The sequence below is a fragment of the Bacillus sp. 196mf genome (assembly GCF_003217275.1).
GTDB lineage: Bacteria > Bacillota > Bacilli > Bacillales > Bacillaceae_G > Bacillus_A > Bacillus_A thuringiensis_S.
In genome coordinates this window covers 15,237-28,848 of the sequence record NZ_QJTG01000019.1, presented here as the reverse complement: position 1 = coordinate 28,848, position 13,612 = coordinate 15,237, and the positions used below count along the sequence as shown (strand labels likewise).

The following is a 13,612-nucleotide window of genomic DNA, read 5'->3' as shown; positions in this document are numbered from 1 at the left end:
TAAGTTTAATTAGTAGCCTTTTCAGTTTGGTTGAATGTCCAAATTTTATTAAGGACAAAATTGATAACCATTCCGACACCAATTGCGAAAATCTGTGCAATTAGCGCATTAAAGGCAAGTTTATCTACTAATATAAATAAACATAATGTATTAAAAGCCAATACAATTAAATTTACAGTTAGAAATTTAAAGAACATTGACGTGCTTTTATTATTAGGTTTAAACACCCAATTTTTATTCCAATAGTAGCTATTGGCAACACCAATTAAATAGGCAATGGTATTCGCAATAAGGTAGTTCATCCCAAATTTTAATAATATCCAAAAGCTAATAATTGTAATGAGCGTATTAAAGATTCCTACTAAACCAAACTTTAAGAGTTTCTCCATAATATTATCCTCATTTTTATAAAATATATAAATTTAGGTGGTATAGGAAAAAAGATACCAGTAGATAGTATAACATATTTTTGAACTTCATATTATTTATTTATAAGAAAGTATCTCCAAGGTTGAAAAGGAGGTACTTTGCACTTAATTTCTTTTGAATTTTCGAACGTATTGAAAACATACGTATATCCCATAACTTTGTATTATGCTGAAACTTGGTATTATGAAATACCTGTATCTAGTTTGGTATTCAATTAATAGATGAATTAATACATATCCAACAATTAGTAGTAAGAATAATGTGTAATGAAGATTGTCTTGTTTTGTTACTATAAGGTAAAGAATCGCTATTATTCCGAAGAACATCGCAGCTGTATACATATAGCGCTCATATAGAATAGCATTCTCTTTTAAATCTTGCATCCCATCCAGAATTTCAAAGTTAGGTGTATATAAGCTCCATGATGGTGAAGAATCGGTATCACCCCACATAAGTGCAAACTTCTCTTCAAATAATGATATAACCTTGTCCTTGTCAGCTAATCGTTCTTTAATAATTTTCTTTTCTTCTAAAGTGCGTTCTTCGCCAATCTCTAGAGACATAATATGGCCTGCGTCTTCATGGGAATACCCACCCTTTGTTTCATGGTTAAGACCGACTACAAATTTCCAAAGAGGATCGCGATTCGATAATGGATATTGTGTAATTCCAGAAGAGATAAATGCAAAGCTTATCATGTAGTGAACTAAGTAGAAAACAATAAAAATCCCACATAATTTCTTAAAAGAATTGAAAATGATTTTTTTAGGTTTCCCCAGCATTCCATGTAGGAAGATGTAAATAGCAACAGCAATTAAAATTAACATACCAAGTGGTCGCATAATGTCCCCTAAAGATAATAAGATACCAATAAAAATCCACATATATTCACTTTGCAATCCTTTAGTTACTAATAAATAAAATCCAAAGTAAAAGAAGAAAGTAGCTAGATGTTGATTTGTTAACACAGAACTTAGCATAATACTTGGAATATATAATGCATACATCAATCCAGCGATACGTCCGGACCATTCATTAAATGTTTTCGCAGTGATTTTATAAACAAATATTGTAGTTCCCGTACAAAATAGGACATTTAAAAATTGTAAAGCGAATATTCCTTCTCCAAAAATCTTTATAATGAGCGCTTCATAAATCGTAAATCCAAGTTGATACACCCACGAAGTGAAATATATAGTATTTGTAAAACTAAAATCACCGTGGGCAGCTTGAATAGCGCTATTATACATTATTGCAAAATCTGATAAAGGTACGCTTGGTATTTGTAGAATCCAAATTAAGCGCACGATAAAAGCTAATAAAGTAAGTGAAATCACGAATGTTAGCGATGACATATATTTATTTATTAAGCACGCTACTATAAGAAAAACGAGCCCAATTCCAATCATAATAGGAAGACTTACTGAATTTGGAACGTCTAGTTTATCGCTAATTGTGAGATATGATTCCCACGTAATCCATGACAAGATAATGAGACATAGTATTAATAAAGATTTAGTCAAAAAAGAATTGATTCTATTAAATGCTGTAATCGGCATTAAATTTATACACTCCTTCAAATCAATTATATTTTAGTAGTTGAGAATATTCTATTCTTGGTATGTAGAGTATCACCTAAAAGAATACCATGATTAGTTTACTTATCAAAATACGCCCGGGGCTATATAGGAGATGTATTTTATATTTTTATTAGGACGGAATATAAAAATACATTTTTCTTACATAGAAATTAATATGTAAGAAAAATGTAGTGGAAAGTTATGAATTGTGTTGCGACCATTCTTCAACATTCCAAACTTTTGTTATCCAATCTTCATAAAAGTCTGGTTCATGACACACTAAAAGAATTGTTCCTTTGTAAGCTCTCATCGCTTTCTTCAATTCTTCTTTTGCTGTAACATCAAGGTGATTTGTTGGCTCGTCAAATAGTAACCAGTTGCTCTCTTCCCCCATTAGCTTACATAAACGGACTTTCGCTTGTTCGCCACCACTTAATTGGCTTAGAGGACGAGAAATATGTTCGTTTTTTAAACCGCACTTTGCCAACATTGCACGTATTTGATGTTGGTCTAGGCTAGGGAACGTGTTCCAAACATCATCAATCGGTGTTATATTATCAGCTTTCACTTCTTGTTCGAAGTATGATGGGTTTAAGAAATCACCAAGGCTTGTTTTTCCGCTTAATGGTTTGATTTTACCTAAAATCGTTTTTAATAGTGTAGACTTACCTACGCCATTACATCCGACGATTGCAATTTTTTCACCGCGTTCAATTGTCATTGTTAGTTTTGGTAATAACGGGTGTGTATATCCAATTTCTACATTTTCTCCTTCAAAGACGAATCGGCTACTTGCGCGACTTTCTTTAAACGAGAATTCAGGTTTAATCGCCGTCTCAGGACGATCGATACGTTCCATACGATCGAGTTGTTTTTGACGACTTTTTGCACGACCTGTCGTTGAGTAGCGCGCTTTATTCTTCGCAATAAAATCTTCTTGTTTTTTTATAAATTCTTTTTGTTTTTCATAAGCATTAATATGTTGGTTTTTATTAATTTCCGCTAGCTCTAGGAATTTTTCATATGTCGCTGTATAACGCGTCATCTTTGTGAATTCTAGATGGAAAATAACATCGACACATTTATTCATAAATTCCGTATCATGGGAAATTAATAGGAATGCGTGTGGATATTCTTTTAAATAATTTGTTAACCAATGAATATGTTCAACGTCTAAATAGTTGGTAGGCTCATCTAATAGTAATACTTCTGGTTGCTCAAGTAGTAACTTTGCAAGTAATACTTTTGTACGTTGTCCACCACTTAATGCAGCAACATCACGATCTAAACCAATTGCGTCAATTCCAAGACCGCGCGCTGCTTCCTCAATTTTCATATCTAATAAATAGAAACCGCCTGCTTCAAGAGCATCTTGTATTTCCGCCATTTGCTCAAGGAGTTCTTCTAATTCTTCAGGTGTAGCAGTTCCCATTTTTTCTGTAACTTCATTTAAAGCTTTTTCTTTTTTAAATAAAGGTAAAAATGCATCTGCTAATACGTCACGAATTGTACGGCCAGGTGTTAAAATTGTATGTTGGTCTAAGTAACCATAATTTGTGCCAGGTGTCCATTCGACACGGCCTTCATCATGGATAAGTTCACCAGTAATTATATTCATAAATGTTGATTTACCAACACCGTTTGCTCCAACTAATCCAACATGTTCTCCTGCGAGTAAGCGCATGGATACATCTTTAAATAATGTACGATCACCAAATGTATGGCCTAATTTTTCAACAGTTAATAAGCTCATAATGTCCTCCGTTCAATTCTAAATAGTGTCTTGAATCATGATACTAAATTCTTCGATATAATGCTATCATTTCAAAAAATGTATATAAGTAAACAAAGCAAGTTTCTCCTCATAATTTGGAAGAGAAACTTGCTTCGTTGTTGTTTATCTGCCTAGCTTTTTATTCGCAAACCCTAAAAGTAACCTGCGTATTTGTGGGTCAATTGCAAGACCGATAATGCCGTACAATATACCAGTAAGTGTTAAAGCTACTAGTGGTGGTAAGTTAATTAACACAGTACGATATAGAGCGTAACTGATTATAAATGCTAGTGCATTGAATATTGTTCCTTTGAATAGTAATGTAAAGCCTTTACGAGCGAATAAAGTAAAGCCGATTAATAATGTAATCTCGGTAAGGATAGCAGCTACAGCTGCTCCCATCATTCCAAATTGGCTACCTAATACGATGTAACTTATGACAGCAACAGCTAATCCAATCCCCATCGTTGTCGCACGCTTCCACTGTTGGCCAATTGTCGTTAAATTATCAGCAAGTGGGTAGTTGATAGATTGTAAAATGACCATAAAGGCTAAAATTGCAAGAGCGTCACCAGCTGGGGCATACTCTTCACCTAATAAAGTAACAATCCAAAATCTTGGATTAGCGATGAATGGGATAGAAATCCCCATTCCTAAGAAAGACATAAGCTTTAATTCAAACAGAGATAGTTTTCTATGTTCATCAATATTTTTTTCATTTCCAAAAGCAAATAACTTTGGATAAAAGGCTGCTGCAATTACACCGGGTATTTGATAAAGTACAGCGGGTATTTTAGAAGCAGCTCCAAAGAATCCCACTTGCTCGTACGTTGAGACTTTTTCTAATATAATAGGCCCTAACTGTGGCAAGAGCATAATGATAATGCCATTGATTGTGAAAATCAGCAGTTGATCTAAAATCCCTTTGTCCCAGCCCTTATGAACTGTCGTATGGCGAATTACCATTATAAAGGCGATGACACCTGTTACAAGACTGGATATTCCGTACATGGCAGCGACCATCATAAGTGACCATTTAAATGACATTCCTAGTAGAAGAGCAGCTGCGGCTGTTACACCTTGTATTACAGAAATAATGGCTGTAAATTGCATACGTTCTGTTACTTGGAAGTAAGCCATCCCGACACCTTGTAAAGTTGCTCCAAACATTGTTGGTAGTACAACCCAATATACCATGGCGCGTAAGTAGGCATCTGTATAGAAGAACTGAGCAAAAATAGCGAAGAGTACAGAAATTACGACAGCTAATACGAAACGAATGCGTAAATAACTACTGATTAGTACGCTAATATTTGCATCCTTTCTCGTTCCTTCACGCATAAACGTATGTGTCAAACCTGCATCTGTGAAATAACAAATAACAGCGGAAACTGCTAATGCAGTTGTAAACATCCCATACTCACCAGGAGAAACGTATCTTGCGAAGAGAATCGTCGCGATAGCAAGTACAAATCGAACAGTAATATTTCCTACAAATAGGTAGGAGGCATTTTTAAGAATCTTATTTGTTTTCATGAGAAAAAACCTTTCTATTCTTTAGGACCTTTTTCGTTTGTCCTATTTGTAAATTTGATTTGTTTACGGAAAGAGAGATGAGTACTATATTTTCAGTTTAAGAAAACAGAAATTTAATTCGTACAAACCAAAGCATTGCATATAGTTTTTTACTACGATTTCCATTTTTTGAATAGATTTTACGGCAATATTTCTTTATATCTTTTTTGATTAATTGAACTTGGGCATTATTTAATTGAGAGTTTTCTTTAATGTATATACAAGCATTATTGATAACCGTATAAGGGAATAAATAAGTCTCAAGAATCTCAATAAGTGACTGAGGGTCTTTCGTAATGAAGTCTTGAGATTTATTATGTACCCAGTCTTTCATACGATTGAATACTTCCAGTTCTTTAGTTGTTTTTAATTCGTAATCTTTATATTTAGAAGAAAGATTTCCTTCGGATAAGATTCTATAATATGTTAAATATTCATCCACATAGCATACATTTGTCACACTCATTAGTTTAAATAAAAACTCCAAGTCTTCTCCCCAGCTACATCCTGGTGTAAAACGGATATTATGATTCATTGCGATAGAGCGTTTGAAAATCCAAGTACTTGTTTGAGCAACAACTTGGTGTGTTAAGAATGCTTTTGCCATATCACCTTTAATAAAGTTTGTTGTATGCTCAATCTTTTCGCCTGTTTCTTCGTAAAAATTCATATAACCACAATAGCACGCATCCATGTTGTTTTTATGCATACTCTCGATTTGTTTCTCAATTTTAGTTGGATGCCATAAGTCATCACTATCAAGGAAAGCGACGTATTCCCCGCTAGCATTTTCAATCCCTGTATTACGAGCTACTGAAACGCCTTGGTTTTTTTGGTGAACGTATTTTACTTGCCCCGGATATTTTTCTGCAAGATTTTTTACGATAGAAGGTGATTGATCTTTACTTCCATCATCTACAATTACAATTTCAATGTTTTTATATGTTTGATCCAGTATTGACTGCATTGTGTCTTCAATATATTTTTCTGTGTTATACAGAGGTATGACAACAGAAACAAGTTGTTTTTGTTCCATCATAGAATTTTTATCTCCTCAAATTTTTTATGTCTTGCACCATATATACAAGCCTTTTGAAAGGAAGAGGATTACAAGAACATCTGTATCAGTTTAACGCATATAAACTTTGTAAATCAACTTTCTATTATTGTACTTTGTATACAAAGTACAATAATAGAATATATTTTCTTGTGAAAATATATAAATAAAATTTGAAAATTATGTATTTTAAGGGGAAATATGAAATGTTAAGGCGATTTGCGCTTCGTTTTGCAACTTTACAAACACATGGTGCAGATTTGACTCTAGCTAGCGATGATATAGGTTATCAAAAAATGGAAACTATTTTATTGGAAACAGGAATGTTAATATATCATGAGCTTGATAAACCACCTATTCATATTATGCCAGGTTTTCCAGTGTTTTTAGTTACTGTATTTTACTTTTTTGGAAATGGTAATAAAGGCCTTTTTGTAGCTAAATTAATTATTATCCTATTAGGAGTACTTATTATTTTACTAACTTATAAGATTGGTACTTATTTATTGAATCCCGCTGCAGGATTAATAGGTGCTTTCTTATTAGCGGTGTATCCTCCAGAGATTGTTGTGGAAAATTTAACTTTAACAGAAGGACAGTTTCTATTCTTTTCATTGGGATTATTATATTGGAGCTTAAAATTAGCTGATACTCATAAAACGAAACATTTTCTACTTTTTAGCATTGTACTTACGCCTACAAGTTGCTTTATATCCAATACTATTATTTATATATCTTTTAATGAAGCGCTATCCATTCCGCATTATGATGAAGCAAGCGATAGTATTTTTTATAATAAAAAATACATGCAAGGAAGGACCTGTGCATGTATGATGAGAAGATTATGTTAAATATTCCAAGGCTTACTTAAAGTTAAAACTTCAGCCATCTCTTTACTTTTTAAACGTCCCTTTTTTCGGTTTTCCGCGCGTTCTAAACCGGTTGTGTGTAACCAATGTTCTTCCTGAGTTTCAGGTAGTACTTGTGGTACGGACGAAGGTTTTCCATCTTTTATAGCCACAAATGTAATGAAGCAAGTAGCAGCAATTCTACGCTCGCCTGCTAATAAATTTTCTGCGATTACTTTTACGAAAACTTCCATTGAAGATTTCCCTGTATAACACACAAATGCTTCATAACAAACAGAATCAGCTTGGTGAATTGGAGTTAAAAAATCAACTGAATCAATAGATGCTGTTACGCAATGTTTACGACTATGTCTTGCAGCCGCAATTGAAGCAATACTATCAATTTCTGCTAATAATTTCCCTCCAAAAAGTGTTTGGTGATTATTTAAATCGTTAGGAAAAACACGTGTTGTCTTAATTGCTTTAGATTCTCGCATGAATTTCTTTTCCATATATTCAGCCCCTATAGTCTGTTTTCAATCAGAATAATATGTGTAAGTGGAGTACTCATATTAGATATTTAATGAAGTAAAGTGTATTCCAAAAGAGGATTATTTAAACTTCTGTATTTGTATTCATGTAACTGAAAGAAAATTTATTTTATCTAAAATGTAGTGTAAAAGAGGATTCGCTTACATTGCAAGTAAAAAGTAATGACTATGTATTCGTCATAGAAATTCCCTATCAGCCGTGTACCCATTCATGATAGAATCATTTTGTTATGAATGGAAATAGAGGTGCAATGGACATATGAATCATATACAAACAAATTTTTCATCTTTCTTCAATAAAATTACGATCGGTGCGATGCTCGCATTTTTCGCTTATAGTTGTTGGGTAGCATTTGAGACAAGTAAGCAATTCTTTGGAGGAAGTACAACAAGTGTAACAATCATATTGGCAATTTTCGTCATACTTATTTTGTTAGTGGCATCAATTCTACAATATCGTTTTACAGATAAACAATTTCTTATTTTTCTTATAAGTATATCTATAGTTGTGAGGCTTAGTATGCTGTTATTTGTAGATGCTCCAATAATTGGTGATATGAAAGTGATGTATGAGTCTGCAAAGCAGATTGCAATTGGTAATAATATAGGGACTGTAACTCATTTGCCTTTTATTATATATGAGTCAGTAATCATTCGTATATTCGGTGATACATTATTCGCTTTACAACTATTTAATGTGTTATTTTGCGCAGGAACCGCATTTTTTATTTATCGTATTGCGGCAATGGTTTTTGGAGAAGAATGCGGTCGTATTGCTTCTATATTTTATGCTCTGTATATTCCAAATATATTGCTGAGTTCCGTATTAACTCCTGAGTCACTTGCAATATTTTTATTTTATTTTGCTTGTTACATACTTTTATATAAAGGGTTAGATCATCCTTATATGTGGGTGTTTTCAGCGGTTTTATTTGCATTTAGTAATATGATTTTCCCGATAGGATTATTTCTTCCTATTTTTATCACTGTATATGTATTATTAATTGAAGTGTCTCAATCAGCAACGAAACAAAAAGTGTTACTAAAGATGGTAGGGATACTTATTCTATTTTATAGTACTCATTTTGGTGTGAATTATGGAATTAAGGCAATGGGATTGTCACAATATACGATTTCGAATGAGACGTATGTTCAATCTGTCTTAATTGGAAAAAAGAAACATGAGGAAAAAATATCGAAAAATCAAAGTGTAACAGAGCATATTGATCAAAAGTTAAAAGAGATTGAGGGAGAAAGATTTAAACTTTTAGAACCGATGATAAATCAGTTTTCAGATGAGGGGATAAATTCTATTCTTTTCAAATGTGAAAAACTGATATATATAGCCGTAACATTGTTTATGACTATAGCTCTATTGCACTTCCTTATTAAGAAACAACAAAATGAAGGGTATATGTTGTTCTTATTTTTAATTAGTGGCTACGTATTGTTAAGGCTTTTCCAAGTAGATATGGCATATTACAATGTAATTATGCCGGCATTGTTTATTTTGCAGAGCTTTGGTGTTTATATGAGTTATGTGTATTGTCAAAAAATATTTTTCAGAAAATAAAAAGAATCCATTCTGGATTCTTTTTTTTTGATGGAAGATGAAATTTAGTAGTCAGTGCAAAATGGAAAGTATGCCGGACCTGAATTTTATTCCGCTATTTTCCGGACAGTTAGACCCCACCTCAAAATCAGCGAAAGCAAAGAAGTTAGGTGGGGGCGGACTGCCTGTAAAAGCCCGATTGTTGAGGGCTGATTAAAGTTTCACTTTATCTTATCGATTTAGTTCTAGTTGTAAATTATCGGCTGTTAGAGCCATTTGTGAGGAATCATCTTGAATTCCTTTCATTACTTGTGAAATAGCTTGTAGCTCATGTTCAATTTTCTTATTCTGTTCTTTTGAGTTAGACATATCTTTTACAATTTCTTGGAAGTATCGATCTGTTGCCGACATACTATCGGTTCCTTCTGATACGAGAGAGCTAATTTGTTTCACGGAAGACGAGACACGGATAATTTGTTCATTTGTTTTTTCGACGAGCTTTGTAACGTTAAAGATAGATTCTTTCGTTTGCTCTGATAATTTTCGGATTTCACCAGCAACAACAGAAAACCCCTTCCCAAATTCTCCAGCACGTGCAGACTCGATAGCAGCATTTAGTGCGAGTAAATTTGTTTGCTCCGCGATTGATTTAACGATATCTATGATTTCGTTAATTTTGTTAGAAATATCAAGAAGTTCATGAGTATCTGTAATAATCGTTTCCATATTCATTTGAATAGATCCCATTCGTTTGTTTTGCTGGTTTAATTGTTCTTTCCCTTTATTCGCTTTTTCTTCAGATGTTGTAGCTAATGATGTACCTGTTTTAGCAATCTCTACAATAGTTTCAGACTTAGCGGTTAGTTTTTGAATAGAAGAGCTTGTCTTTTCAGATACAGCAGCTAGTTCTGTTGCAATATGCGTAATTGTCATAGCAGTTAGTTCTTTTTCTTTCTCATGCTCTTTTTGCATTCTTTCATATTCAGATTCATAAGCTGCAAGAACAAGTTCTTGTTCAAGAGTGAATAATTTATTTATGACATTTATAGAATAGGAAAAATCATCGATTGTTTTTATTTTTGTTTGCAAAATCTTCATGATAGAGCGGAATAATTCTTGATAAGCAGCAGTATACCATTTTCGATGTAAACCAATTTGCACATGTCTTTTGGCAATTCTAACACGCTGTTCAATGAAATCTTCATGCATATTGCCGCTGAATAATTCTTTAATATGTGTTTTTAAAGTTTGTTTTAGTTTTGGAATAGAGCTGTAACGTTCAATAATAGTAATTAAATTAGGTTGTTTTGTAATGTTGGCATAGAATTTTTCAGTAATCCAATCAATTTCTGCATAAATAAAAGGCTGTAGTACTTTTACAACTTGTAAATCTTCTTTTGAAATATGTAGCATATCCATTTGAATTTTCAATTCAGAATTAGTAGGTACATTAAAAGTTATTTGTTGGTCCTTACTTAATTCGATTATACTGGCATTTGTTTTATTAATATTTTTTCTGAAAACCCCAAGCATCATTCTTCCCCCTGTATATAAAACGTTTTCAATTTTAAAACTAATATAGAGTAATTATATATGCTTATATATAATTACTCTATATTAGTTCGTTGAATAGTATATAAATTAAGAGAATTCTAGATAGAATTCTCTTAATGGCCTTTATTAATTTTAGCATGTGTTTTAAAGAAAACAGGGAAATGCACATTATATATTACAGTGACGACACGAATAACGAATGTTACTAATAAACAAACATAGAAAGCTAATACGTGCGCCCCCATAGCGTATGTGATTAGGAAGCTAATTGCTCCTAAGATAGAAGCGATTGCGTAAATCTCTTTTCGGAATACGTAAGGGATATCTTGAGCACAAATGTCACGCAAAATACCGCCTCCAATACCTGTAATGACTCCCATTGAAACAACTAGAAATGAGGCGTCAACATGATGTGACATTGCCGCATTTGCACCAATAGCTGTAAAAACGCCTAATCCAACAGCATCAGAAAGCATAATAACGACTTGAAGTTTATTGATACGCTCAAAAAACATACAAGTAAATAATGCTGATAATACACTTACGAAAAAGTAAATGGGTTTTACAAATGCGACAGGGGGCAGGTTACCAATCATGATATCACGAATAATACCGCCGCCGAGCGCAGTAGCTACAGCTAAACAAAGGACACCAAATAAATCTAAATCTTTTTTTAAACCAACTAATGTACCAGAAATGGCAGCGGCGATAATGCCAAGAAACGTAAATATATCGATTAATAACATGGCCTTAATCCCTTTCTCTTAAAGATGTTCCAGAGAAAAAATATACACTAAAGTATTGGAAATAACAATTACTTTTCGTTACATGTATAAAAACGGATAAAATACATAAAGAAAGCGTTTGAAAATGCTTAGGAGAAAACGAAGCAAGGTTAATCTTTAGTTGTAGGATAGCCGAGTGGGTGTTTGTATGTAATTATTAAATTTTATATACTTATAAATAAATTAACAAATGTTACTATAATGCTGATAATAAGTGGAAGAGTGTTAGATAGTTTTTATAGAGATAGGGAAGAATAGCTAAAGGATAATGTTTTCTAGCACTACTTAAGCTGGATTTGGTTAGTTTCGGCATAAAAATAAGTTCTCAATTTAAATATGAGTTATGTTATAATTGCTAGGTGTGTTTTAACGATAATAAATTATGATTAAAAGATAATGTTAAGATTTTGTATGGAGGTCTTGGAATGTTAGCAAATCAAGCTAGGGTTAGATTTGAGCATTTTTTGCTCTTTTTTATTATTTTACAGCCTGTTTTAGATTTATTAACGTCTCTTAGCATCACTTTATTAAAGTCAAATGCTACCGTTGGAATTTTAGTAAGATTCCTTATTATGGCTGTTGGTGGTATTTACATTTTAATTCAGGCAAAAGAGAAGGAAAATAGAAAGTTTTTAATTTATCTTATATTATTAGCCGGCGTTTTAGGGATAGGATTTATTAATAACAAACTAGTTAAGGATCCTATTGTACTTAGTGAAGAAGTTAAATTCGTTGCGAAAGCATTATATATATATATTATGCTGGGATCATACATTTTAGCTTTAAAATCATTGAAAACGAAAGTTAATATTAGTGATAAGGTTCGAAATAGTATTGTATATTCTACATTAATCATTAACGCAATTATGGTTATTTCTATTTCAACATCTACTGACTTTGGTAGTTATGAATGGATGAAGGTTGGTTCTCGAGGTTGGTTCTATGCAGGGAATGAACTAGGTTCAATCTTAGCTATTATTTTCCCTATTGTGGTACTATATTCTATTCAAAAAACAAAGAGCTGGAAACATATTTTATATTGGATTCCATCAATTTTAATGATTTACTCATTAATTCAAGTTGGTACAAAAGTAGGAATGGGCTCAATTGGTGCTACGTTGGCAGCAGCAATCGGGATCATTGTACTACAATTATTATTTAATAGAAAAAATCCGAACAAAAAATCTCTTGCACTTAACGCAGTAATTGCTATTGTCCTATTAGCTGGTGTAGTTGGGACGTTTAAACAAACACCATTAGCACAAAATATGGGCATTCATAATAATTATTTATCAGAGCAAAATGTGGCTCAGCAAGGCCAAAAAGAACAAGAAATTAAAGATAAGTTGAAAAAAGAACAAGAACTTAAAGCAAAAGAAGAAAATCATCATAAAGTTGAAAAGCCAGAAGAAAAGGCGAAGATAGAAGAGGAAGTTAAGAAAGAACTTGAGAAAGAGCAAAAGAAAGAAAATCAAGAAAACCTTATTTTCAGTGGACGTCAAGTATATGAAGAAAGACATAAGCAGTTCTTTAAAGAAGCGCCAATGTCACAAAAGTTATTAGGAATGGGTTATGCAGGTAACTTTAAATACAATGAACAAAAGCAGCCAGATCCAAAACTAATTGAAATGGACTTCCATGATTGGTTTTACGATTTCGGGATTATTGGCTTTGTATTACTAATGATTCCATTTATTTATTACGGGCTAAGAATTCTACTAGCATTTGCTACGAGATTTAAGGACATATTTAATATAAAATATGGAATGATTTCAGCAAGCTTATTGTTAGCGTTAGGTATTGCTTATATTGCAGGACATATTTTAACAGCACCAGGAGTTGGAATTTACTTTGTAGTGGTGTTAGCTTATCTAATAGTAGACCTAGAAATTGAATGATAAAAATAA

General features: G+C 32.7%; 11 protein-coding genes and 2 pseudogenes. 4 read left to right on the top strand and 9 right to left on the bottom strand.

What is annotated here, in order from left to right; genetic code table 11:
* Nucleotides 1-5 precede the first annotated feature (5 nt).
* The 5 genes from ATL10_RS21950 to ATL10_RS21930 all read right to left on the bottom strand — a co-directional run bounded on the left by ATL10_RS21950 (nt 6) and on the right by ATL10_RS21930 (nt 6,397).
* Nucleotides 6-389 carry a GtrA family protein gene (locus tag ATL10_RS21950; protein WP_000413280.1) on the bottom strand — a complete coding sequence of 128 codons (384 nt, stop codon included), beginning with the start codon at nt 387-389 and terminating at the stop codon, nt 6-8.
* Nucleotides 390-533: 144 nt separating this feature from the next.
* On the bottom strand, nt 534-1,988 hold the full coding sequence (locus ATL10_RS21945; protein ID WP_110497534.1) for a glycosyltransferase family 39 protein: 1,455 nt from the start codon (nt 1,986-1,988) through the stop codon (nt 534-536).
* 220 nt (nt 1,989-2,208) lie between these two features.
* Nucleotides 2,209-3,762 (bottom strand): ABC-F family ATP-binding cassette domain-containing protein, encoded by a 1,554-nt coding sequence (locus ATL10_RS21940; protein WP_000055383.1) that lies wholly within the window; start codon nt 3,760-3,762, stop codon nt 2,209-2,211.
* Nucleotides 3,763-3,906: 144 nt separating this feature from the next.
* Complete coding sequence (locus ATL10_RS21935) at nt 3,907-5,319, bottom strand: oligosaccharide flippase family protein (protein WP_000856145.1); 1,413 nt, start codon at nt 5,317-5,319, stop codon at nt 3,907-3,909.
* A 97-nt stretch (nt 5,320-5,416) separates the two neighbouring features.
* Nucleotides 5,417-6,397, bottom strand: coding sequence for a glycosyltransferase family 2 protein (locus ATL10_RS21930; protein WP_110497532.1), 981 nt, complete (start codon nt 6,395-6,397; stop codon nt 5,417-5,419).
* Between the two features lie 200 nt (nt 6,398-6,597).
* On the opposite strand from ATL10_RS21930, the pseudogene ATL10_RS21925 reads away from it, so the two are divergent.
* A pseudogene (locus ATL10_RS21925) lies at nt 6,598-7,201 on the top strand (4-amino-4-deoxy-L-arabinose transferase); the annotation flags it as partial.
* 61 nt (nt 7,202-7,262) lie between these two features.
* Here ATL10_RS21925 and ATL10_RS21920 read toward each other — a convergent pair.
* Complete coding sequence (locus ATL10_RS21920) at nt 7,263-7,775, bottom strand: acyl-CoA thioesterase (protein ID WP_000412126.1); 513 nt, start codon at nt 7,773-7,775, stop codon at nt 7,263-7,265.
* 298 nt (nt 7,776-8,073) lie between these two features.
* On the opposite strand from ATL10_RS21920, the gene ATL10_RS21915 reads away from it, so the two are divergent.
* Entirely contained in the window at nt 8,074-9,387 is a 1,314-nt protein-coding gene (locus ATL10_RS21915) for an ArnT family glycosyltransferase (protein WP_001015628.1), read from the top strand.
* A gap of 61 nt (nt 9,388-9,448) precedes the next feature.
* Nucleotides 9,449-9,583 (top strand): hypothetical protein, encoded by a 135-nt coding sequence (locus ATL10_RS31945; protein WP_258375784.1) that lies wholly within the window; start codon nt 9,449-9,451, stop codon nt 9,581-9,583.
* Between the two features lie 14 nt (nt 9,584-9,597).
* On the opposite strand, the gene ATL10_RS32395 is transcribed toward ATL10_RS31945, so the two are convergent.
* The 3 genes and pseudogenes from ATL10_RS32395 to ATL10_RS21905 form a co-directional block, all read right to left on the bottom strand.
* Nucleotides 9,598-10,299: a methyl-accepting chemotaxis protein gene (locus ATL10_RS32395; protein WP_372430521.1), complete on the bottom strand. Its 702-nt coding sequence runs from the start codon at nt 10,297-10,299 to the stop codon at nt 9,598-9,600.
* 54 nt (nt 10,300-10,353) lie between these two features.
* A pseudogene (locus ATL10_RS32390) lies at nt 10,354-10,899 on the bottom strand (protoglobin family protein); the annotation flags it as partial.
* Between the two features lie 134 nt (nt 10,900-11,033).
* Entirely contained in the window at nt 11,034-11,666 is a 633-nt protein-coding gene (locus tag ATL10_RS21905; protein ID WP_000924377.1) for a trimeric intracellular cation channel family protein, read from the bottom strand.
* A gap of 464 nt (nt 11,667-12,130) precedes the next feature.
* Between ATL10_RS21905 and ATL10_RS21900 the strand changes: the two genes are divergently transcribed.
* Nucleotides 12,131-13,603, top strand: a complete 1,473-nt coding sequence (locus ATL10_RS21900; protein ID WP_110497530.1) for an O-antigen ligase family protein — start codon at nt 12,131-12,133, stop codon at nt 13,601-13,603.
* The last annotated feature ends 9 nt before the right edge of the window (nt 13,604-13,612 follow it).

Coding starts and splice junctions, on each gene's coding strand:
- ATL10_RS21950 (WP_000413280.1), bottom strand. CDS start 389: ATGGAGAAACTCTTAAAGTTTGGTTTAGTAGGAATCTTTAATACGCTC.
- ATL10_RS32395 (WP_372430521.1), bottom strand. CDS start 10,299: ATGACAATTACGCATATTGCAACAGAACTAGCTGCTGTATCTGAAAAG.
- ATL10_RS21935 (WP_000856145.1), bottom strand. CDS start 5,319: ATGAAAACAAATAAGATTCTTAAAAATGCCTCCTACCTATTTGTAGGA.
- ATL10_RS21930 (WP_110497532.1), bottom strand. CDS start 6,397: ATGATGGAACAAAAACAACTTGTTTCTGTTGTCATACCTCTGTATAAC.
- ATL10_RS21945 (WP_110497534.1), bottom strand. CDS start 1,988: ATGCCGATTACAGCATTTAATAGAATCAATTCTTTTTTGACTAAATCT.
- ATL10_RS21900 (WP_110497530.1), top strand. CDS start 12,131: ATGTTAGCAAATCAAGCTAGGGTTAGATTTGAGCATTTTTTGCTCTTT.
- ATL10_RS31945 (WP_258375784.1), top strand. CDS start 9,449: ATGGAAAGTATGCCGGACCTGAATTTTATTCCGCTATTTTCCGGACAG.
- ATL10_RS21940 (WP_000055383.1), bottom strand. CDS start 3,762: ATGAGCTTATTAACTGTTGAAAAATTAGGCCATACATTTGGTGATCGT.
- ATL10_RS21905 (WP_000924377.1), bottom strand. CDS start 11,666: ATGTTATTAATCGATATATTTACGTTTCTTGGCATTATCGCCGCTGCC.
- ATL10_RS21915 (WP_001015628.1), top strand. CDS start 8,074: ATGAATCATATACAAACAAATTTTTCATCTTTCTTCAATAAAATTACG.
- ATL10_RS21920 (WP_000412126.1), bottom strand. CDS start 7,775: ATGGAAAAGAAATTCATGCGAGAATCTAAAGCAATTAAGACAACACGT.